Here is a 21,485-nt window from a genome sequence, read left to right as displayed (position 1 = left end):
TTACATTATTTCTTCAAATCGAAACCCAGCATCATGCCATCATATTCACTTGCCAACTTATTGATGGCTTTCAAGGTCGTATTGCTGGATATAGAAGAAACCGTGCTCAAGAACTTCAGTAATTTGTCCGCGTTAAAAAGTAATGTCAGCTCATTACCGGAAAGGATGACATGGGCGGTAAGCGTAGAAACGGTCAGCTTCTTATTACCCACCGTATACCGTAACGTCACCGTTTTATCTTCCGGACTCACCGAGTAAGTACCTTTCAGGCTTCCCCTTTTCAATGCGCTCGTAAACGTACTATCCGAATTAAAGACATAATTAAATACACCTTCCACGATACCTACTTTCGCGCAATATTCCTTCATTTTCTTCTCTGCCTCGGTAGCCGCCAAGCTTCCCGCTACATTCTTCAAGGCATTATCACCTTCCAGTTGCAGGGCAGGGTTCACATACATCCAAGTTCCCTGTAAATTCTCGAAAGTCACGGCTTTCCCTCCGGTGACAGAAGTCACGGCGTTCTTTACGGCAGATGAATTTAAGATATCTTTCAAGGACTGTCCCTTCATGTTTCCGGGAATCAACAAAAGGCCGCATACGGCCAGCCACATACATAGTAACTTTTTCATCTCTTTGTTTTTTACTCAATTAGAAAAATCGGCCAAAGATACGAATATTATTCATACATTTGTTTTAAATAACTTTATACAAACATACCATGAGAAAGCAAGTCGTACGTATTTGTATGTTACTGGCCTGTGCCTTTGGCTTTATGCAAGGGCAAGCCAGCATCCAGCCTTCTATCGTAAAAGCTACGATAGACGAGCTAATAGCCAAGGACGCTAAGAATCAAGCAGGAATCACGAAGGGTGTCGAGCAAGTAGCCCGCCTCTGGCAAACCTCCGATGGGGATGAGCAAGCGTTTCAAACCTTCTGCCGGGAGAATTATCTATCCGATCCCGCCGAAAAAGACCAAGTTTTCCTCAAGATCAGCGAGTATCTTGAAGGTATCAATGGCAATTTCAACGAGATGGTACTCTGTCTGCAACGCAATTTGAACCTAGATACCGGACCTCTACACGCCATCGACGAGAAATTCGGGTCCTACAGCCCCAGTTCCCACCTAATGGACGATCTATACGCCAACAAGATCGGCTTCATCATCGCCCTCAACTTTCCCCAACTTACTCTCAAGGAGAAAGAGGCGTTAGGTGATGACCGTAAAGCATGGGCCTACGCCCGTCTGGGCGATATGTTTACGGAACGGATACCGGCGGAAGTAAAGCAAGCCGCCGCAGATACGGAAAGTGACGCAGATATTTACATCGCAGATTATAATATCTATATGGGGCATTTACTAACTCCTAAAGGAAAAACCATTTTCCCCTCCGACATGCGCTTACTTTGCCATTGGAACCTTCGCGACGAGATCAAGGCCAATTATAACAAAGGAAAAGAGGGATTGGAAAAACAACGGATGGTATATGAGGTCATGAAGCGAATCATCTCGCAAGAAATCCCGAAAGAGGTGATCAACTCGGATCGTTACGAATGGAACCCGTACGCCAATACGTTATCCCAAGCTGGAAATGAACTAGAAGGTACCCCTGAAAGCCCGGCCCGCTATCAGAAAATGTTGAATAATTTCAACGCCATGCAGCGTATAGACAAATATACGGGAAACACTTATATAGACCGTAAGTTCACGGAAGATATGGAAATAGATGTCAACGATGTAGAAGCCCTGTTCGATCAGTTCCTTTCCGCCCCCGAACTAAAGGAAGTGGGGAAAATCATCTCCAAACGCCTCGGACGCAAACTGGAAGCCTACGATATATGGTACGATGGCTTCAAGGCCCGTAGCAATCTGGACGAGAACAAGCTAAACGAGCAAACCCGTACCCTGTATCCCGATGCGGTAACGATGGAAAAGAAGCTACCGGAAATCTTACAGAAACTAGGATTCAGCCCCGATCGTGCCCAATATCTGGCGGATAAGATCGCAGTCGATCCCGCCCGTGGTTCCGGTCATGCGTGGGGAGCCTCCATGAAAGGCCAGCGTTCCCGTTTACGTACCCGTATTCCTTCACAAGGGATGGATTACAAAGGATATAATATCGCCATCCATGAGTTTGGGCACAACGTAGAGCAAACGATCTCATTATATGATGTCGATTATTATATGCTCAACGGAGTTCCCAATACGGCTTTCACCGAAGCGCTGGCCTTTGTCTTCCAGAAAAGAGACCTTGAGTTACTGGGCATAAAAGACGAGAATCCGGAAAAAGAAAAGATGGATATCTTGGATAAGATATGGAGCATGTATGAGATTTGCGGTGTTTCCATGCTGGATATCTCCGTATGGAAATGGATGTACGCACATCCTAACGCTACCGCCGGGGAATTGCAGGAGGCCGTGATCCGTCTTTCCAAGGAAATCTGGAATAAGTATTACGCTCCGGTATTCGGTGTGAAAGACGAGACCGTCCTAGCGATTTACTCCCATATGATCGGTTATCCGCTCTACCTTTCCGCCTACGCTTTCGGACAGATTATCGAGTTCCAACTTGAGAACTACCTCAACGGCAAGGATTTCGCAAATGAGGTTAGCCGTATCTTCAAGCAAGGCCGCCTCACCCCGAATGTGTGGATCAAGCAAGCTACCGGCAACGATCTTACCGTAGATCCGATGTTGGAAGCACTCCGTAAGGTATTAAAAGACTAAACTACAGACTAAAAGAAAAGCCATCCCGATACCGAGATGGCTTTCTTTATTTATATCAAGAAACTTCCGATTATAACTTGTCGTTAGAACCAAGAACGTTGATAATCTTGTGTTTGTAAAGTTTCTCCATGTTATCACGAGCCGGGCCCAGATATTTACGAGGATCGAATTCAGCCGGTTTCTCAGCGAAAGTCTTGCGGATAGCGGCAGTCATCGCCAAACGAGAGTCTGAGTCGATATTGATCTTACATACAGAAGATTTAGCAGCCTTACGCAACCACTCTTCAGGAATACCGATAGCAGCCTTCAAAGCGCCACCGAATTTGTTGATAGTCTCAACCTCTTCCTGAGGAACAGAAGAAGAACCGTGAAGAACGATAGGGAATCCCGGAAGTTTCTCCATAACAGCGTCCAAAACGTCGAATGCCAATGGAGGAGGAACCATCTTACCTGTAACAGGGTCGATCGTACATTGCTCCGGAGTGAACTTATAAGCACCGTGAGAAGTACCGATTGAGATAGCCAAAGAATCGCAGCCCGTACGAGTAGCGAAGTCGATAACTTCCTCAGGATTGGTATAAGTGTGGTGGTCTGAAGAAACCTCATCCTCAACACCTGCCAATACACCAAGCTCGCCTTCTACAGTTACATCGAATTGATGAGCGTACTCAACAACTTTCTTAGTCAAAGCGATGTTCTCTTCATAAGGAAGGTGAGAACCGTCGATCATTACAGATGAGAAGCCAGAGTCGATACAGCTCTTGCAAGTCTCAAACGTATCACCATGGTCTAAGTGAAGAACGATCTGAGGATTCGGGCAACCTAATTCCTTAGCATATTCAACAGCACCCTGTGCCATGTAACGAAGCAAAGTAGCGTTTGCGTACTGGCGAGCGCCCTTTGAAACTTGCAAAATAACCGGAGATTTTGTCTCTACAGCAGCCTTGATGATAGCCTGCATCTGTTCCATGTTATTGAAGTTGAAAGCAGGAATAGCATATCCGCCCTTGATAGCCTTAGCGAACATTTCTTTTGTGTTCACCAAGCCCAAATCTTTGTAATTTACCATAGTTGTTATTATGTTATTACGTTAATGATTAAAAACTTGCACAAAGATAATCAAGATTCACGACAAATGATGCTTCAAAGCATATAAAATAACACAAAATCAACGCTCTTGAAAAAAATAATACGATTTTCTTTGTTTGTTTGTGGCAAACCCTTACCTTTGCAAGCCAAAATACCGGTTACCAAATATATACAGAGTATAAATTAAAATAGATAATAAAGCAATGAAAAAAGGTATTCATCCTGAAAATTATCGTCCTGTAGTATTTAAGGACATGTCAAACGATGATGTATTCATCACTCGTTCTACTATTAACGCTAAAGAGACGATCGAGATCGACGGCGTAACTTATCCGTTGGTAAAGGTCGAGATCTCTAACACTTCTCACCCGTTCTACACTGGTAAGTCTAAGTTGGTCGATACAGCCGGACGTGTTGATAAGTTCATGAGCCGTTATGGTAACCGTAACAAGAAATAAGATTTCTTTCTTTAAGAAATAAAAAAAGGTCACGATTTGTATCGTGGCCTTTTTTTGTATCTTCGCGGGAGTTAACATAATGAAATATCATGGCAAAAACGAAAGAACAATTACTAAACATCTTGGATCAGTTCCAGTTGGACGAGAAAGTAGTTTCCGCTGAACCATTCGGAAACGGACACATTAATGATACATTGAAAGTGACCAACGAGAAAGGGGAGATCAAATACGTGCTACAGCGTATCAACCATTTAATCTTCACCAATGTGGATATGCTGCAAAATAACATCCATGTGGTTACCACTCATATCCGCAAGAAGCTGGAGGAAAAAGGTGAAACGGATATCGACCGTAAGGTATTAACCTTCTTGCCGACTAAAGACGGGAAAAAATATTATTTCGATGGAGATAGTTATTGGCGGGTATGCCTATTCATCCCTCGCAGCAAAAGCTATGAGGAAGTAACTCCTGAGCTTTCTTATGAGGCTGGCAAAGCGTTCGGTGATTTCCAGACCATGTTGTCCGATATACCCGAGGGTACGCTGGGCGAGACCATCCCGGATTTCCATAATATGGAGTTCCGCTTGCGACAATTCCATGAGGCTGTAGCCGCTAATCCGGCAGGCCGGTTGGAAGAGGTGAAAGATTTGGTAGAGGAGATCGAGAAACGTGCCGAAGCGATGTGCATCCAAGAACGCCTGTACCGTGAGGGCCAATTGAAGAAACGCACGAACCATTGCGATACAAAAGTTAACAATATGATGTTTGACGCTGATAGCGACAAGGTGCTTTGCGTGATCGACTTGGATACCGTAATGCCGGGCTTCGTTCTTTCCGATATCGGCGACTTTATCCGTACCGGAGCCAATACGGGTGCCGAGGACGATGAGAATCTGGATAACGTAAACGTTAACATGGAGATATTCAAAGCCTATACCCGTGGATACATGGAAAAGGCCAAGGCGTTCTTAACTCCTACCGAGATCAAATTGCTACCTTACGGTGGACGCTTATTGACTTATATGCAGACCGTTCGTTTCTTAACCGATTATATCAACGGCGATACCTATTACAAGATCCATAGCCCGAAACATAACTTAATCCGCACAAAAGCTCAATTCAAGCTACTTCAAAGTCTGGAAGCCCATGCGGAAGAGATGGATCAGTTCATGAATCAATGGTTATAATATAAAGTAACTAAGGAATATAAAAACGGGCGGGGTGACTCATTGATTCATCCCGCCCATTCTTTTTATTTCGTCCAATAATCCAACACCGTAACCGCCGATGCCTTCCCTCCTAACACCTTGCCAAATGCTTTATGCGCCGGATGTACCAAATAGGCGTCCCGATCCGCATCCGAATGAAAAGTCAAGAAAAAGCAATGAGTCAAGCCCTGTTGCAATCCCTCCGGACTACAATCCGTTCCCCACTCATATCCTTTGATCAAGTCGATTTGAGAAGGCAACTTACAAAAGGCATCCTCAACCTCTTTCACCTGCGCCTCAGACACATCCGGCTTAAAACCGAACATAACAACATGGCGAAGAACTTTCTCCGGCTTTTGATCACTCGAATAGCTTACCATTAATACAGGAAATACGATAATCGCAAGGATAAATAATACAGATACTACTTTCTTCATGATATTCAAGATTAGATTTCTATTGCTTTGTTATACGGCCCAAAGATAGTATAAAATCCAGTACAGCTTGCCCAAAACCTCCGTATCCTTTAGTCCTTTCCATCCCTATCTTTAGACTTTTCCTCTAGAGACATCCATCATCTATCAACTGTTGGACGATCATGCAACGGCTGGTAGAAGATCGTGCAACAGTTGGTAGATGATCATGCAACGGCTGTTGCATGATGAATACAAGCAGACAAAAAGGCTAACACCTGTAAGGATACAGCCTTAGCCTACAAGGGAAAAACCTCAAACCATAAAGGGATTATTTCAACTAAACCAAATCTTAAACCTTGTCAATCCATCCGCGTAAGAGCGGAGAGAGAATCGGCAATCATGTTTTAACAGTACCTCACGGATAAAGATCAAGCCGATACCTTGTCCGTTCGGTTTCGTAGAGAAGAACGGACTGAATAGTTTAGTTTCCGTTTCCTTGTCGATGCCCTTGCCCGTATCGGCTATCTCCAAGCAGGTGGGACGCACAGTCGTCCGGATATAAATCTTTCCATCCCGCTCGATGGATTCGGCGGCATTCTTGATAATATTGACCAAGACTTGCTCGAATAATGAATTATCCAAATTCACGACTGGAGATTCCTCGCTCAGATCCATAACAATCTCGATATTCCGGTTCTGGCAAACCGTCTCCATAAAGCGTTTACAAGCGGACACCACTTGGTTCAATTCTTGCGGACGACTTTGGGGTTCGGGTATACGCACCACATCTGCGAAATTGGTGATGAAATGGCTCATGCTATAGCAGCGTTCTATGGAGACCCGCAAAACCTCGCAGACATCCTCCATATCTTCCATCCCGCTGAAAGTAGACTCCAACGTATCCAAGGTAGAGGTGATACCCGCGGTCGTATTATTCACCTCATGAGAGATCATACGTATCACTTTCTCATACGCTTTCTTCTCGGCCTTGAACACCTCTTGGGTCAACGTCTCTATCAAATAAAACTGGTGGTGAAAGCCCCGGTCCACGAATGAAGAATGCGTACATTTATAAATATTAGCGTCGTTCAACCGGACGGTTTGCGCTTGATACATCGGAACCCGTACCAATTCTTCCGCCAAGGGAGAATCTAGTTGAAGAAAACGTTTTCCCACCATATCCTCCGAGCTTTGCGCGCCAAACAATTTACATGCGGCCGGGTTCATGGATAGAATCTCCTCATCCAAGTTCAAGATGATCACTCCCATCGGAGAGGCGTTGACCAGCAAGTCCAAGAAATGGTTTTGCTCCCGGAGGTGCAAACGCTCATTCTTCAACTGCTCCATCATCTTATTAAACACATCGACCACCCGGTCCGCCTCCGTTTGCCCGACCTTTCCCAAGCGGGAACTAAAGTCTTGCTCTTTCAATAACTCCATACCGTTACCGATGATATGCAAGGGCTTTATGATACGGCGATAAAAGACAAATAAATAGATGATCGTAAGCAAGACCAAGGCTTCTACCGCGAAAAACATCCGGATAGAAGACGTATAAAAGACATAATAAGTCACCACCGCCAATATAGTCAACAGCAGCGTCGTCAATATCCAGAATAGTCCTTTCAGCCTCATCCTTGCCTCTTCTTATTTATCGATCGGGATTCCGTATTTCTCTAATCTCCGGTACAAGGCGGCACGACTGATTCCCAGCGCCGTAGCGACATGCGATAAATTCCCTCCATGCGCTTCCAAGGAGCGTAAGATGGTTTGCTTCTCCAACTCATCCAAGGTCAGGCCCTCCAAAGAAGACGGAATCGTTGATTTAGAGCCGGATGTATTCATGCAATGAACCTCGAAATCAGCGGCATCCAAAAGCGTCTTACCCGACACAAGGATCGTCCGCTCCACCAAGTTCTTCAACTCACGGATATTACCGGGAAAAGGAAGACGGCTTAAATAGGTCTGGGCATCCGATGAGAACTCCACCCTCGGTAGCCCATTGACCTCCGATTGCTTATCCGCGAAATACCGAGCCAGCAATGGGATATCCTCCCTTCGCTCACGCAAGGCTGGTAAATGTACCGTGATCAAATTGATCCGGTAAAAAAGATCCTCACGGAACGTACGGTCCGCCACCATCGATCGTAAATCCCGGTTCGTAGCGCTTACGACCCGTATATCCACCTTCCGGGGGCGGCTATCCCCCAAGACCTCAAAGGTCTGGTCTTGCAATACCCGAAGTAGCTTTACTTGGCAAGACAGTTCTAAATCGCCGATCTCATCCAAGAAGATCGTACCTTTGTTCGCCATCTCGAAACGTCCTACCCGATCCATGTATGCGTCCGTAAAAGCCCCCTTCTTATGTCCGAACATCTCGCTTTCAAAAAGACTCTGGGATAGTCCGCCTAGGTTTACCTTTACGAAAGCCTCTTTCGACCGGGGGCTATTCGCATGGATCGCTTCCGCTATCAGCTCTTTACCCGTACCGCTCTCGCCGGTAATCAAAACAGAGGCGTTTGTCGGAGCGATACGCGAGACCGTCCCCAAGACATCCATCAAAGCGGCACTTTGCCCCACGATCTTATCAAAATGAAATTTATGATCGGCATCCGAACGGTTCAAGGGAGCGTTTGCCTCCTTCTTCTGCTCGCTCAGTTCCAAGGCGGTCCGGATCGATTTTAATAATACCAAGTTATTCCAAGGCTTCGTGATAAAATCGAAGGCTCCGGCTTGCATTCCCTGCACGGCCAAAGAGATCGATCCCCAAGCGGTCATCAAGATCACGGGTACATCAGGACGAAAGATCTTCACCTGTCTCAATAATTGAATCCCCTCCTCGCCCGTGGTAGTCAGCGTGAAGTTCATATCCATCAAGATCAGCTCCGGCGCCGTGGTACGGACTACCTCCAAGGCCTCCTTCGGCCCCGGAACCGCCTCCGGCCGGAAACCCGCACGTTTTAGCAGGAACGTAAGCGAGGAACGAACAGCCGCGTCATCATCTATTATCAGTATCATATAATCAATTTATCATTTCACGATTTCCTCGAAATCGGCATCTAATGTACGATTATTCAAGAAATCATACAATGTTATACTACGGATGTTATAAAAATAGCGCCAATAATAATACAGTTCTTGGATATGCTTTTGCTTCGCATCATCCTTCGAACTCTGGGCGTCATTCAAGTCTAGGATATCGATCTTTCCGATCATGAAAGTCTCGATCGAGGTCTTGTAACGCTTTTCCGCCAACGTGTCCACCTCGGCGGCTATCTCCAATTGAGCGGCTTGATTATTGAAATTCTCCACCAAGAGGAAGATATCTTGATTAAAATCCATTTGCTCCTGACGGATCTTGGAAAGTACGACATCCCGATTCGATTCGGCTACTTTTACCTTTCCCTTCCGTTTTCCCCAGTCCAAGATAGGAATAGAAAGCCCGACCTCTACGATCTGGTTATCTTTCAACGGGTTGTAAGCTCCTCGCATGGACATATCCTTACCGGTATAACCCACGGAGGCAAACAGGTTAATACTTCGACGGTTTCCCTTGGCGGTCGCCACATCATAATCCGCTTCCAACTGGCGGCGCATGATATTCTTTGAGAATGAGTTATTTTCTTGAGCCTTCTCCAATACCGCCTGATAATCCATACGGACCCCTTCTATCGCCTCGGGAAGAACAGGCTCGATCACGTCTTGCTCGCTCATCCCTAAAAAGGAACGGAGCTTGAACATCATCGCGTTATAATTGGATTGAGCCTCGGTTAGCTTACCTTTCGCTTGCAAGGCCGACTGTTTCAAACGCATCAACTCGCTCTCCGAGATATGCCCGATCTTACGCTTCGCTACCGCTATGTCATAGAGTTTATTGGCGTTCAACAAGTTCTGATTACAGATATCCAGATTATCTTCCGCCAACAGTAAGTTGAAGTAATTCGTGATGGTAGCGATCGTTACATTCTCCACGTTCTCCATATAAGCGGCCTTAGCCTCTTGGTAACGAACAGGCTCGATACGACGTTTCCATTTTTGGTCATTCACGCCGAAGATCGGTTGCGTCAATGTCAAACTAACAGGTACGCTCATAAACTCGTTGTAAGCGCCACTACCTAGCTGACGGGTAAAATCCAAAGAGGTATTCAAGGCGATCTTACCTCCGGTCAAGGCTATGTTCTGGGCGATAGAGATCTCTCCATTTAAGCCTAAGGCATTGTTTTGCACATAGGTATAAGAACCATCCGATTGCTGGTACTTCGAGTATTGCTTGCTATATGAAGGCAGAGTCCCCGTAAATATCACTTCCGGCAACTGATCCGCCCGATGCGTACGGAATTCCCAATAGGCCGTTCGCAACTCATTGAGCGCCACGGCAGCGTCTACGGATTGAAGCTGTGCGATCTGGATCGCTTGCCGCAGGGTTATTCGAACTTTATTCGTATTGTCTTGGGCACATACTCCCGAAATCCCCGCCCACAGACAACACATCGCTATATAGATCCTTCTCATCTTAGTATAAGTTTTTTTATCCTGCCTAAAGCAAAAGGCATGCCAAAAACATATACTATTGATAATCCGACAAATAGAAATATTTAAAGTGTTCGATAATGAACAGTGTGTCCGTTTTTGGATACTTATCTTTGAATGAGTTGATTATTGACGATCGATTTATAGACCTCTTCCCGTAAAGGGCGCGACACCGGTATTTTATGCTCCCCAATGATTAATAGATTTCCTTCTATCGCTTGTACATAAGAAAGATTCACGATGAAAGAGCGGTGCACTTGCATAAAAATTTGTGCCGGCAACGTTTCCAATATACTCTTCAACCGGAGATGAACGATCTCTTTGGAAGTGAGGGTATGGATAACAATATAGTTCTCCATGCCCTCTATAAATTGAATCTCCTTTAAATAAAGCCTTTTAAGTTGCTTCTCCGTCTTGACAAAGATATAAGCAGGCTCCTCGCTTTTCGATGTAGATTCCATCAACGCATGTGCTTTATTGACCGATTTCAGGAAACGGGAAAAAGAGATTGGTTTCAATAAATAGTCCACCACGTCAAACTCATATCCTCTCAACGCATACCGCTCGTATGCCGAGGTGATAATTACCTTAGGAGCGTTCTGAGCACTCTCCAAAAAGTCCAGTCCAGACATATCCGGCATCTCTATATCCAGAAAAAGCAAATCCGCTTGAACCGAATTCAGCATATTATTGAGTTGTATAGCGTCCTCACATTCTCCGACGATGGTCAGAAAATCAATTTTACCGATGTGTCGCCGAAGTCCTTTTCTGGCGATTGGCTCATCATCCGTTATGATACACTTTATTTCCATATTATTCTGATAAATCAATACATAACTCAACCCTAAAACGGGTATTGTCTTTTTTTATACGTAGCTCATGTTTATCCGGGTACAATAGCTCCAATCGTTTTCTCAGATTGTCGATCCCAATGCCTTTCCCCTTTCTTTGTTCCAAGGAGTCCGGATTGAAAGTATTGCTTACTCCAAAGCAGACCTTTGACCTCTCTTTCCGCATAGATACTTGTATCCAATACGCTTCGCCCACATATTTAAACGCATTCTCCAATAATGGAAGGAAAAGCAACGGATGTATTTTTTGTCCGGTCAATTCCGGGTCAAAGGACTCCTCGAACTGTAAGCGTTTCGTCATACGAAGTCGCTGGAATTGAATATATGTTCGCAAATAATCAATCTCCTCTTCGATCGTCACTTTCGTATTTATATCATATAATTGATAACGGAGTAAGTCCGAAAGTAACTCTACAGCCTCAATCGCTTCCTCATTTTCCTCATCAATCAAGAAATAGATCGTATTCAAGGCATTAAACAGGAAATGGGGATGGTATTGCATCTTCAGCAACTTTAATTGGGTTTCCAATTGATCTACTTTCATTTTCTCCAATTGGACGATTTTCTCCGAATAGCGTTTGGCTAATATATTATTACGGATCAAGAAATAGTATAGGAGAAAGATCGGCACAGCTACCGCATTGATCATTAACGCCTCTCCCCACCGATAGGTCGTTCCATTTATAGAATAGATCACGATATATAAGCCGATATTGAGCACGACTAAATTAAACAAGACCACCCATAGATATTCCCGGAACACCGGGCGGGACCTCCGCTCTTTATTCCTATCTAAAAAAGTATTAGCCAAGTAATTAAAAAACAAATAAGATAAGCTAACGCCGATCAATATAATAGCAAGGGCCTTGATACGCCCGATCCATGCGTCCACTCCCAGTTCCCACATGCGGACACCATAAGCGACATCCGTAACAATCCACAGGCAACAGATCGCCAATATCGCCATTAGCAACGGACTTAGAAAGTTATATTTTATCTTCATATCTGATTTCAAGCCATAAATTTATTCTTTTACTTTGATCTATGCTCGTATCACGGGCACTTTTTTAATCAACGAAGTTATCGTTCCAGATAAAAACCAACAAATAATCTTGACGAATTGCGGAATATGAAAGGTGAATATCCTGTTTGTTCGTCAGGATATGCGATAAAGGCAAAAAATACCTATATTTGCCCTCCTCAATAAGAGATGCTATAAAAATGAAGAATGACGGTTTCACATTTCGAAAGAGAGCCAGAAGCTTTAAATTCGCTTTCAACGGAATCAAGCTATTGATCACGAAGGAGCATAACGCTTGGATCCATTGTTTCGCGGCAGTTTGCGTACTTATCGCCGGAATGGTATTTGGACTTTCCCGCATGGAATGGATCGCAGTAACGATCGTGATCGGGGCGGTATTAGCTGCCGAGGCGGTCAATTCATCCATCGAGGCCCTAGCAGATTTGGTCTCCCCTGAGTATAATGAGGCTATCAAGCGAACGAAAGACTTGGCGGCGGGAGCTGTATTATTGATGGCGATAGCGGCAGCGATCGTCGGGTTCGTCATTTTTATACCTAAAATAGCAACTATATTTTAAATCTATGAGACATATCCTTTTCGCAATTACAATGCTCATGCTATGCCTGTCCGTTAACGGACAAGAATTGAAGGTGACCGGTAGCCGGAAAGCCGTACGGACCTCGGGAGACGTATTGGTGTTTATCACTCCGGTGGCGAGTCTAGCAACCGTATTGGCAACCCAAGACTGGCAAGGGCTGAAACAAGGCGTATTCACCGGGGTTACGACATTGGGCGTAACCTATGCGCTGAAATACCTAGTGAAGAAAGAGCGGCCCGACTTCAGCGATAATCATTCGTTCCCATCCATGCATACCTCCGTATCCTTCGCGGGAGCCGCTTTTATCCAAAGGCGTTATGGATGGAAATGGGGTATTCCGGCTTATGCCGTGTCTACCTACGTGGGTTGGAGCCGGGTCTATGGAAAGAAGCATGATTGGTGGGACGTGGCGGCGGGAGCCGTTATCGGCGCCGGTAGCGCCTATATCTTTACCCGTCCGTTCGCGAAGAAACATAACCTGTCTATCAGCCCGGTAGCGGGAGACGGGCATTATGGGGTATATGCGTCAATGACGTTTTAACTCGCGGATTTTTGCCAAGCACGAAAACAGCCCGGCCATGTATCACTACAAGACCGGGCTTTCAATTGTGTGTATGTGTGAAATATGTAAGTTAACTCTTATTCATAATGCAACGCCTCCGCTGGCTCCAAGCGGGCTGTCGAGCGGGCGGGATACCATACGCCACAGATGATCATGAGGACGATCAAGACAAACGTAATCCCTCCGCAAATCGCAAAGCGCAGCCACGTGAACGGAAGCTGATAGGTATCTATCAAATCCATATGGGCGATGTTGAAGCTGATGAGTAAGGACGGGATGAACGCCAAGACCAGCAATAGGACACCCTCTCCCACCATGATCGAGTTCAACTGACGGCGGGTAGAGCCTAAGGCCATCCTAAGCCCCATCTCGCCTTTGCGATATTCCGTACGGAACCAGAAGGTACCGATGATGCCGAGGAATATATTCGCCAATAGGAAGCAGGCTACCGCCACACGGGTTTTCACCTCGTTCTCTACGCCGATCGAACGGATATAACCGTTGCGAATATATGACAAGGGCTGTACGTCTAGCAGATAGAGGTTGCCTAGCCGAAGCTGTTCGGCCATATCCTTGCGGAAGCGTGCGGGGAAATCAGCATTATCGACATCCGGACGGACACGTACGCAGAGTCGCACGGCATCTATCATCCCCTCATAGTATCCTTCCTCCATCCGGCTTAGCCGCAGGGCCCTATAGACGTTGGGTTCCGCCTTGGTGTACTCATGACGGCGGATGGGGACGCTGATACCACGGATCGTCTCCTCGATCTCGTCGGTCACATTCCCCCGGTACGCCTTTTGCCCGAGTAGGGAAAGGCCGGGATTCATCGTCTCCACGTCGGCGGAGATTACGATGGAGTTGTTATCCTCGATGGCCCGTTTCAAGGAAGCCGTCTTGCCGTCCTTATCATAGATACGGAACACGTCGAAGAACTCCGGGGTGACGAAAGCATAGCGGCAGGGCACCTGCAACGTATCAATCCGCCAAACGAGGTTACGGCTTCCCATATAATAAGGCATCCCCCCATCCGTAAGGCAGGCCGATTCCACGCCGGGATAGGTGCGGATGCGATCCAACGCCGTCAGCAGATGAACACCATCCGGCCGCTCCCGCTTCTCCTTCGGGATATAATCCGGGCTTCTTTCCGAGAGGCTGCTGATCACGATGCTGTACGTATGCCGGATATCGAAGCCCAGAGGAGCCGTATACGTGCGCCCCATCACATACAGGTAGTCCACAAGGAACCAAAGGAAGACCGAGACCAGCAATAACTCAGCCCACAACCAAGCGTTTTGCTTGCGCTGGTTCCAGATCAATTGTAATAAATGTTGTATCATATCTTTCTATTATTTTAGTATAGCTATCATCCAACGCGGGAGATTAATGAACATTCTCGTTGAGAGCCGAGATGATACGCATCCTTGAGGCTCGCCAAGCCGGGATGCCGGCGCTCAGCAGGTTCAACGCAAGACAAGCAAGGAACGCATAAAGGAAGATCAATGGATTGAACATCATCTCCGCATTGACGAAGGTGCGACCGATACCCATCGATGCCGTGCCCGTATCTAGCAACCAATCGGACAAGAGCAATACGGAGGCGTATGAGAAAAACAGACCTAACACACCTCCCAGCAAGGTCTGCAACAGATTCTCGTAGAGTACCTGCGTCAGTAATTCCGAGCGTGTCGCCCCGAACGCCTTCCTCACCCCGATCTCCGCCATACGTTTACGCATCCGGCTTTGCGTGATACCGCTCATGTTGATGGCAGGGATCAGCAAAAGGACAAGAACGATGATAACATATTTCATGACCAGTTCCCGTACATTCGGCTCAGAGAAAGCATCCTCGCGAGCCAAATCGCCCAAATGGGTATCAGGTCCTCCTCCAATTTTCAGTAGGTGCGTGCTTTGCGATTCGTTAAGGCGAGCGATATTCGCCTCAGCCTCGGAGTGGATCGCATCAAAGTCGGCGGACGAACTTGCGAGGATATAACAACGGAAGCCCCCGACGAGACGGTCGGAACCATTATCATACAGGGAATTGTCGGTGGTATAAGGCAACCAGACATCGCCATAGGCAGACTCGGCTAGCAGGGAGACATCCCGCACGACGGCACGGATGGTATAGGGCACGTAGCTGATCTCGACGGTACGGCCTACAACCTCGGTCGTGCCATACAACCGGCGTGCCACGGACTCGCTTACCACAGCATCCATGATGCCACTTTGTACTTCTTCCTCGCCATAAGGCTTACCGGAGAGGAAACGAAAGTTGAAGATATTCCAGAACGCCGCATCCGTAAAGGTCACGTCGCACTTGAACTCCACCGTATGATCCGCCACTGCCGCCAAGCGTTGCACGCCATGATAGGCCATGCCTACCTTCTCGGCAGAGCGCAAGGGATAGAAACAATCTTTCACCACACGGGAAGCAAGAAAGTAGCAGTCGTTATAAGATTCGTTCTCTTTGTAGGAGGCACGGGTATCACTGACGTACATCATCCGGTCTCGATAGTCTTCCGGTGAGTAATTGGCGGTACGCATCTGCCATACGATCACGATCACCATGATCATGCAAATCGCCAAGGCCGTACCGAAGATAGAGACTCCGGAAAGGAGCTTGTTCTCTTTCAATAAGGCCCAGGCTTGTTTTAGATAGATCTTGTACATATTCATTTGATTTAATTATACGATTCAGTCGGTGGGAGACGGGGCATTATCTGTTATCCGTCATACCGCAGCGCCTCGGCCGGCTCCATCTCGGCGGCCTTGCTGGCGGGAAGCCAGACGGCGAGCAGGATGACGATAGCCAGCAGTATCCATGTCAGGATATTCACCAGCAAGAAACGGAGCGGCAGGATCGCCGGCCAGTAAAGCTCCGGCAAGGTCCCTTTGGGGATGTCCAAGAAGCCGACCATCACGAATTGGGCCTCTATCAACAAGGCGAGCGGGGTAGCCATGAGTAACAGGCATATGCCCTCACGAGCCATCTGGCTACGTATCTCTTCACGGGGCGAACCGATCGCCATGCGCAACCCGATCTCTCCCCGGCGCATCCGCACCCGGTACCAGAACGTACCCATCACGCAAAGCAGGATATTCAAGCCCAAGAAGGCCATCAACACCATACGGACCCGGTAATCGTAGGTAACGCCAAAGGAATAATCGGTATCGGCCTTGATCCGTTCATAGGAGGTCAGGCGTTTCAGGTAGAAGTTCCCCACCCGAAGCTCACGGCTCATCTTCTCCCGGAACGTATCGGCGAAACGAGGGCCTGCCACGGCAGGATCGATCCGTATGAAATAATTCATCTCGGGGATCTCCTCCGCCGAGGGACGGATCGCCAAGAAGGCGGCACCTTGGGGTAGGCTATTGTCAAAACGCTTGATATCCTCTAATACGCCCTTTACGATATAAGTCGGGCCCTCCTCGTCGAAAGGGTCTTTCACCTCACGCCCAACGGCGGATGCCTCTCCAAATACCTTTCGCTCCACCATCCGGGTGGTTACTATAGCGCGGGGGTCTCCCCAATCAAAATCGGATGTAGATACCGGACAGCCGTCTTTGGCGTACGAATGGTTGAAGACCGACAGGAAATCCGTGGTAGGATCCATCTCATACCTCAAGACCGCTTCCCGCTTGCTCGTATCGGCCGCGTTCGCCAAACCGATACCGTAATAACAGCCCGTATAAGGCGTGGAGTAACAGCCCGAGGCCGCGCCCATCGCCTGCACTCCCGGATAATCACGCAAGCGGTCTTTTATCCGCTCATAATTTCCCAGCATGGCGATCGAGTCGCTCTCGGTGGCTCGATAGTCGGGGGAGGTTTCCGGCAAGAGGCCCATTTCTACCTGCCAGACATCGGCGTAGTCGCGCCCGGAGGGGAGGCTACGGTTATAGATCTCCACGAAGAAGTAATCCACCATGTACCACGCCAAGCAAAAGGCGAGCAGCAACTCCACGCACACCCACACGTTGCTACGCCAGCGGTTCATCAATTGTATCCAAGTCATTTTCCACATATCTTTCTTCCCTCCATTTAAGCGTTCAACGAATCAACGATAGGCCGTCTTGACGCACGCCAAGCGGGCCACAACGCCGACATCAGGTTTAACAGGAAACATACGCACAAGGCGATCAAGAAGACCCACGGGTTGAACAGCATCCCCATGGAGAGCGATACGTCCACGCCATCCGGGGCGGCATCCGAGAAGCCGTTGCCGATCTTGAAGACCCACGAGCTGGCGAACGTCACCAGCAGGAAGGAGGACAGCAGTCCCACCAAGCCGCCCAGCAGCGTATACAGGAAGTTCTCCATCAAGACCTGCCCGATCAACGCCCCCTTGGGAGCCCCGAAAGCACGCCGCACGCCCAGCTCGCCCAGACGCCGCTCCATACGGGAATCGGCCATGCCCGAGAGGCTGACGGCGGGGACGAGCAGCAGGAGCAGGAAAATCACCCCATAACGGCTCAAGTCTCCCACGATATCCGGCTCCACGTTCGACCAATACCGGAAGATACTCTCCCAATGGCGATCCGGCTGCCCAAGAAGGGAGAACTCACGTTTGCCATCCACGTTCAACGATTGGTTGAAGCGACGCACGTTATCCGCCACCGCCTCCCGCACCTTGCCGATATCGGCCTTGTCCTTCACGAGCATATAGACCTTCAAGGGGCCTAGCCCGGGCATACGCGCCTCCGAGTATCGGACCCGCTCCTCGAAGTCGGGCACTTGGGTATATGGGTACCAGACCTGCGAGAAAACCCGATCCATCAGGTAAGATACGTCATCCACCACGCCCACCACACGAAATGAGGTAAAGTCGAGGCTCAAGGTCTGCCCCACGGCACTACCTTCTCCATAAAGCCTCTTGGCCAGTGAGCGGGCGATTACCGCCACGGGCATCCCCGACCGGAAATCGGCCTCGGTGAAAGGCTTGCCCTCCAGGAAACGGAAGGAGAATACTTTCCAGAACCCATCGTTTACCCCCATCTTCATGACCGGTATCTGCACGGGACTGCCCACCGGCTGCACGAAAGCGGAGGCAGCGTCATCGCAACATAGCGCCAACGCCTCCAAGCCGGGCACCCCCGCAAGGCACTCTTCCACGAAGCGGGGCGATACCGGGCCACTGCTCGTGCCCCCTTTCTCATTCTTCAGCGCAGCGCTCTTCACGGTCAGCAACCGGTCCCGGTCCATCTCCGGATAAATAGAGGCCATTTTCACGTAAAACACGATGGACAGCACCATCACCAGCGAGATCGCCAATCCCGTCCCCACGATATAGACCGAGCTGAACAGCCGTTCTTGCCGGATCAGGGCCCATGCTTGTTTTAAGTAGATCTTATACATATTCAGTCGATTTAATTATACGATTCAGTCGGTGAGAGACGGGGCACGCCCCGTCTCTACAACCGGGTGTTACCTGTTTTCTATTATCCGTCATACCGTAATGCGTCAGCCGGTTCCTGCCGGGCCGCCTTACGGGCCGGGTACCAGATAGCCAAGAAGACGACGAACGCCAAGACACCCCCTGTCAGCAGGCTAATGGCCGTGAAGCGGATCACGCCGCAGGGCACGATATCGGCCACCGCCAGATTCAGGCAGATCAGCAAGCCCGGCACGGAAGCGATCGCCAGCAGCAACAAGCCCTCGCCGATCATCAGCCCCTCTATACCCTTGCGGGTGGAGCCCATCGCCATACGTAGCCCCAACTCCGAACGGCGACGGCTCACGTGAAACCAGAACGTACCGATCACCGCCAGAAACACGTTCACCAAGAAGAACAATCCCATGGCCGATACCAGCCGATGGGCGCTCGTCCGCTCCGAGTTCTCGAGATAAAAGGCCCGTATCCCTTCGTAGTCCCTCACTTCCGATACCCAGTAATTACCCACCATCAAAGATCTACTCATTTCCTTACGGAACTTGGCGGCGTAGTTGGAGGTAGAGACCTCCGGACGGGTGCGGAACGTGATCTGCACTCGCGTGAGTCCCTTCTCGTCCAACTGGCCCTTGCCGAACATCCCCCGCAAGTCCAGTGGAGAGAAGACACTATGCTGATTCCGGGAATCGTACTCGGAGTTTCGTACCGGCTCCGTAACCGCTATCACGTGACAGGGCACGGTATCGTTGTAATTATAGATCTCGGCCCCGATCACGTCGGTATGGCCGTATAGCTTGCTCGCCAGATCGGCGGAGAGGATCATCTCCCTCCCCTCCCGAAGCCCCGACAGGGTCTGCCCCAGTCTCTCCGGGCTTTCTCCCGTAGCGGAGCGGATGCCGAACACCCGGAAATACCCCGGCGAGACGATCATTGCCCGCACCCGCTGGTTGATCGAGTCTTTCAAGACTCTGCTGCCGATGTTCGAGTCGGTATAAGGCAGCGAATAATACGAGAGCCCTACCACCTCCACGTCGGGATGCCGCTCGATACGCTCCACGATACGCTCGATGTTCCGCACCGGCTCCTCGCTCCCCTCCTCGTAGGCGATGAACGAGGGACTGTCGGACGGCCGTATGGCGAGCGTCACGTTGTACACGTGATCCAGCTTGAAGCCCACCGGCATCCGCGTCAGCATCCCTTGCGCCACGAAGTAGTACATCATGAACCACAGGATCACGAATACGACCAGCAGTTCCACCAGTATCCAGCAGCTTCCTCCCAAACGGGACCTTATCAACTTTAATAGATGTATTACCATAGCCGTATCCTATTTATCGTTCAACGCATCCGTTATACTCACCCGCACGGTACGCCAAGCGGGTATCATCGAAGAGAGCAGGTTCAGCGCCACGCAGACAGCGAACGCATAGGCGAACACCTCCATATTCAGCAGCATCCCCGGCGAGAGGAAGATATCGTTACCCGCCCCGGAGCCCATGCTATGCAAACCGGGGGAAAGAAGGATGCCCCGGAATACGGACACCAGCACGTACGAGAACAGCAATCCCGCCATGCCCCCGGGCAACATCAGCAGCATGTTCTCCCAGAAGACCTGCCCCATCAACGTCTTCCGCGACGCCCCGAAGGCCTTGCGTACGCCTAGCTCAGACACCCGGTCTTGCATCCTCGAGGCGTTCAGGCCCGAGAGGTTCAGCGCCGGGACTAGCAGGAAGAGGAAGAGGGCGACGCCCAAGACGATATACGTCTCCGGCCCGAACAACCGCGACAATAACTGGTCGCCGAACGAGCAGGGCGGCTCCACTCTCACCTGTCCCTCCCGCAAGCCGCTGTTGTAGCGTCTTACTCCCTTCTCCAACTCGGCGGAGAGGGCCGGAAGGTCCGAGGCGTCACGCAGCAGGCAGTTGGCGAGCAGCAGTCCCACCGAGCCTTCCCGCTCCTCCAAGGCGGTATCCATGATACTTGCCATCGAGGTGTAGGGTACCCACGCCTCGGCGTAAACGTCGGAAGCGACGGCGGATATATCCTCCACCACGCCGCTAATCGTATATTCTATATCGTTGATCAAGACGGTCTGACCGGCTACCTCGGTACGCCCGAGCAGGCGGCGTGCCAAGGAACGGTCGAGCACCACGCGGGGCATCCCGGAAAGGAACTCGGCACTGGCGAACGGCTTCCCGTCCAAGAAGCTGAAACGGTAGACTTGCCAGAACGCGTCGTCGCATCCCATCAATTGTACTTTCGGCGACTCGTCGCTACCCGGCGCTTGGATGAAGATGTCCCCCACCTCATAAGGCATGATGGCGGCGTTGGTGGTGACCGCCACTTTCTCGGGTGTCTCGAGGCCGTAGAGGACCTCCTTCACGAACCGGGGCCCGCAACCGCTGTTCAACGAGCCTTTGCCCCCGTTGAACTCATACGATACGTTCGATACGTAGCCCATCCGGTCCCTGCTCACCTCCGGGGCGATATTCGCCGTCCGGATATGGTAGACCACCGCTATGGCCATCACCATCGAGATCGCCAAGCCCGTACCGATGATATAAACGGCGGTGAAGAAGCGATTCTGCCCCATCAAGGCCCAAGCTTGTTTAAGGTATACCTTGTACATCGTTCAT

19 protein-coding genes are annotated in these 21,485 nt (G+C 49.2%); 5 read left to right on the top strand and 14 right to left on the bottom strand.

The genetic code is table 11. The features are described 5' to 3' along the window. Nucleotides 1-5: 5 nt before the first annotated feature. Nucleotides 6-629 (bottom strand): DUF4923 family protein, encoded by a 624-nt coding sequence (locus tag DW205_RS07455; RefSeq protein WP_005864805.1) that lies wholly within the window; start codon nt 627-629, stop codon nt 6-8. An 89-nt stretch (nt 630-718) separates the two neighbouring features. On the opposite strand from DW205_RS07455, the gene DW205_RS07450 reads away from it, so the two are divergent. Further along, nucleotides 719-2,725: a hypothetical protein gene (locus DW205_RS07450; protein WP_005864803.1), complete on the top strand. Its 2,007-nt coding sequence runs from the start codon at nt 719-721 to the stop codon at nt 2,723-2,725. Nucleotides 2,726-2,795: 70 nt separating this feature from the next. On the opposite strand, the gene DW205_RS07445 is transcribed toward DW205_RS07450, so the two are convergent. Continuing rightward, nucleotides 2,796-3,794, bottom strand: coding sequence for a class II fructose-bisphosphate aldolase (locus DW205_RS07445; protein ID WP_005854709.1), 999 nt, complete (start codon nt 3,792-3,794; stop codon nt 2,796-2,798). Nucleotides 3,795-4,017: 223 nt separating this feature from the next. Here DW205_RS07445 and DW205_RS07440 point away from each other — a divergent pair, with 223 nt between their 5' ends. Together DW205_RS07440 and DW205_RS07435 are read left to right on the top strand one after the other, a co-directional pair. Next, nucleotides 4,018-4,272, top strand: coding sequence for a type B 50S ribosomal protein L31 (locus DW205_RS07440; RefSeq protein ID WP_005854707.1), 255 nt, complete (start codon nt 4,018-4,020; stop codon nt 4,270-4,272). An 89-nt stretch (nt 4,273-4,361) separates the two neighbouring features. Further along, on the top strand, nt 4,362-5,459 hold the full coding sequence (locus DW205_RS07435; RefSeq protein WP_005854705.1) for a phosphotransferase enzyme family protein: 1,098 nt from the start codon (nt 4,362-4,364) through the stop codon (nt 5,457-5,459). A gap of 65 nt (nt 5,460-5,524) precedes the next feature. Here the strand turns inward: DW205_RS07435 and DW205_RS07430 are convergent, their stop codons facing one another. The 6 genes from DW205_RS07430 to DW205_RS07405 all read right to left on the bottom strand — a co-directional run bounded on the left by DW205_RS07430 (nt 5,525) and on the right by DW205_RS07405 (nt 12,280). Next, nucleotides 5,525-5,917 carry a Dabb family protein gene (locus DW205_RS07430; protein ID WP_121963072.1) on the bottom strand — a complete coding sequence of 131 codons (393 nt, stop codon included), beginning with the start codon at nt 5,915-5,917 and terminating at the stop codon, nt 5,525-5,527. 312 nt (nt 5,918-6,229) lie between these two features. After that, entirely contained in the window at nt 6,230-7,531 is a 1,302-nt protein-coding gene (locus tag DW205_RS07425; RefSeq protein WP_005864800.1) for a PAS domain-containing sensor histidine kinase, read from the bottom strand. A gap of 12 nt (nt 7,532-7,543) precedes the next feature. After that, nucleotides 7,544-8,914, bottom strand: coding sequence for a sigma-54 dependent transcriptional regulator (locus DW205_RS07420; protein ID WP_005864797.1), 1,371 nt, complete (start codon nt 8,912-8,914; stop codon nt 7,544-7,546). 12 nt (nt 8,915-8,926) lie between these two features. Next, nucleotides 8,927-10,408: a TolC family protein gene (locus DW205_RS07415; protein ID WP_005864795.1), complete on the bottom strand. Its 1,482-nt coding sequence runs from the start codon at nt 10,406-10,408 to the stop codon at nt 8,927-8,929. Nucleotides 10,409-10,533: 125 nt separating this feature from the next. Beyond that, nucleotides 10,534-11,238 (bottom strand): LytTR family DNA-binding domain-containing protein, encoded by a 705-nt coding sequence (locus DW205_RS07410; RefSeq protein ID WP_005864793.1) that lies wholly within the window; start codon nt 11,236-11,238, stop codon nt 10,534-10,536. Nucleotide 11,239: 1 nt separating this feature from the next. Further along, the gene (locus DW205_RS07405) at nt 11,240-12,280 is read right to left on the bottom strand and encodes a sensor histidine kinase (RefSeq protein WP_008778169.1); all 1,041 of its coding nucleotides are present in this window, start codon (nt 12,278-12,280) and stop codon (nt 11,240-11,242) included. Between the two features lie 218 nt (nt 12,281-12,498). Between DW205_RS07405 and DW205_RS07400 the strand changes: the two genes are divergently transcribed. Both DW205_RS07400 and DW205_RS07395 read left to right on the top strand, forming a co-directional pair. After that, on the top strand, nt 12,499-12,876 hold the full coding sequence (locus DW205_RS07400) for a diacylglycerol kinase family protein (protein ID WP_005864789.1): 378 nt from the start codon (nt 12,499-12,501) through the stop codon (nt 12,874-12,876). 4 nt (nt 12,877-12,880) lie between these two features. Continuing rightward, nucleotides 12,881-13,438, top strand: a complete 558-nt coding sequence (locus DW205_RS07395; RefSeq protein WP_005854688.1) for a phosphatase PAP2 family protein — start codon at nt 12,881-12,883, stop codon at nt 13,436-13,438. 98 nt (nt 13,439-13,536) lie between these two features. On the opposite strand, the gene DW205_RS07390 is transcribed toward DW205_RS07395, so the two are convergent. From DW205_RS07390 to DW205_RS07365, 6 genes are all read right to left on the bottom strand, one after another. Next, nucleotides 13,537-14,799, bottom strand: coding sequence for an ABC transporter permease (locus tag DW205_RS07390; RefSeq protein ID WP_005864786.1), 1,263 nt, complete (start codon nt 14,797-14,799; stop codon nt 13,537-13,539). Between the two features lie 43 nt (nt 14,800-14,842). Next, nucleotides 14,843-16,132 carry an ABC transporter permease gene (locus tag DW205_RS07385; RefSeq protein WP_005864784.1) on the bottom strand — a complete coding sequence of 430 codons (1,290 nt, stop codon included), beginning with the start codon at nt 16,130-16,132 and terminating at the stop codon, nt 14,843-14,845. 53 nt (nt 16,133-16,185) lie between these two features. Further along, nucleotides 16,186-17,484 carry an ABC transporter permease gene (locus DW205_RS07380; RefSeq protein ID WP_008778170.1) on the bottom strand — a complete coding sequence of 433 codons (1,299 nt, stop codon included), beginning with the start codon at nt 17,482-17,484 and terminating at the stop codon, nt 16,186-16,188. A 17-nt stretch (nt 17,485-17,501) separates the two neighbouring features. Next, nucleotides 17,502-18,821 (bottom strand): ABC transporter permease, encoded by a 1,320-nt coding sequence (locus DW205_RS07375; protein ID WP_008778171.1) that lies wholly within the window; start codon nt 18,819-18,821, stop codon nt 17,502-17,504. 77 nt (nt 18,822-18,898) lie between these two features. After that, a complete protein-coding gene (locus tag DW205_RS07370) occupies nt 18,899-20,167 on the bottom strand; it encodes an ABC transporter permease (RefSeq protein WP_005864777.1) in 1,269 nt (422 codons plus the stop codon). A gap of 9 nt (nt 20,168-20,176) precedes the next feature. Further along, nucleotides 20,177-21,478, bottom strand: a complete 1,302-nt coding sequence (locus tag DW205_RS07365; RefSeq protein ID WP_005864774.1) for an ABC transporter permease — start codon at nt 21,476-21,478, stop codon at nt 20,177-20,179. Nucleotides 21,479-21,485: the final 7 nt, after the last annotated feature.

Origin of the sequence: Parabacteroides sp. AM17-47 (assembly GCF_003434625.1) — a bacterium.
In the GTDB taxonomy this organism is placed as follows: domain Bacteria; phylum Bacteroidota; class Bacteroidia; order Bacteroidales; family Tannerellaceae; genus Parabacteroides; species Parabacteroides distasonis.
The sequence above is the reverse complement of the archived record's forward strand: the minus strand, read 5'-3'. Positions and strand labels throughout refer to the sequence as shown.

Excerpts from the sequence above, each read along its gene's own strand:
- DW205_RS07455 (WP_005864805.1), bottom strand. The coding sequence starts at position 629 with ATGAAAAAGTTACTATGTATGTGGCTGGCCGTATGCGGCCTTTTGTTG.
- DW205_RS07450 (WP_005864803.1), top strand. The coding sequence starts at position 719 with ATGAGAAAGCAAGTCGTACGTATTTGTATGTTACTGGCCTGTGCCTTT.
- DW205_RS07445 (WP_005854709.1), bottom strand. The coding sequence starts at position 3,794 with ATGGTAAATTACAAAGATTTGGGCTTGGTGAACACAAAAGAAATGTTC.
- DW205_RS07440 (WP_005854707.1), top strand. The coding sequence starts at position 4,018 with ATGAAAAAAGGTATTCATCCTGAAAATTATCGTCCTGTAGTATTTAAG.
- DW205_RS07435 (WP_005854705.1), top strand. The coding sequence starts at position 4,362 with ATGGCAAAAACGAAAGAACAATTACTAAACATCTTGGATCAGTTCCAG.
- DW205_RS07430 (WP_121963072.1), bottom strand. The coding sequence starts at position 5,917 with ATGAAGAAAGTAGTATCTGTATTATTTATCCTTGCGATTATCGTATTT.
- DW205_RS07425 (WP_005864800.1), bottom strand. The coding sequence starts at position 7,531 with ATGAGGCTGAAAGGACTATTCTGGATATTGACGACGCTGCTGTTGACT.
- DW205_RS07420 (WP_005864797.1), bottom strand. The coding sequence starts at position 8,914 with ATGATACTGATAATAGATGATGACGCGGCTGTTCGTTCCTCGCTTACG.
- DW205_RS07415 (WP_005864795.1), bottom strand. The coding sequence starts at position 10,408 with ATGAGAAGGATCTATATAGCGATGTGTTGTCTGTGGGCGGGGATTTCG.
- DW205_RS07410 (WP_005864793.1), bottom strand. The coding sequence starts at position 11,238 with ATGGAAATAAAGTGTATCATAACGGATGATGAGCCAATCGCCAGAAAA.
- DW205_RS07405 (WP_008778169.1), bottom strand. The coding sequence starts at position 12,280 with ATGAAGATAAAATATAACTTTCTAAGTCCGTTGCTAATGGCGATATTG.
- DW205_RS07400 (WP_005864789.1), top strand. The coding sequence starts at position 12,499 with ATGAAGAATGACGGTTTCACATTTCGAAAGAGAGCCAGAAGCTTTAAA.
- DW205_RS07395 (WP_005854688.1), top strand. The coding sequence starts at position 12,881 with ATGAGACATATCCTTTTCGCAATTACAATGCTCATGCTATGCCTGTCC.
- DW205_RS07390 (WP_005864786.1), bottom strand. The coding sequence starts at position 14,799 with ATGATACAACATTTATTACAATTGATCTGGAACCAGCGCAAGCAAAAC.
- DW205_RS07385 (WP_005864784.1), bottom strand. The coding sequence starts at position 16,132 with ATGTACAAGATCTATCTAAAACAAGCCTGGGCCTTATTGAAAGAGAAC.
- DW205_RS07380 (WP_008778170.1), bottom strand. The coding sequence starts at position 17,484 with ATGTGGAAAATGACTTGGATACAATTGATGAACCGCTGGCGTAGCAAC.
- DW205_RS07370 (WP_005864777.1), bottom strand. The coding sequence starts at position 20,167 with ATGGTAATACATCTATTAAAGTTGATAAGGTCCCGTTTGGGAGGAAGC.
- DW205_RS07365 (WP_005864774.1), bottom strand. The coding sequence starts at position 21,478 with ATGTACAAGGTATACCTTAAACAAGCTTGGGCCTTGATGGGGCAGAAT.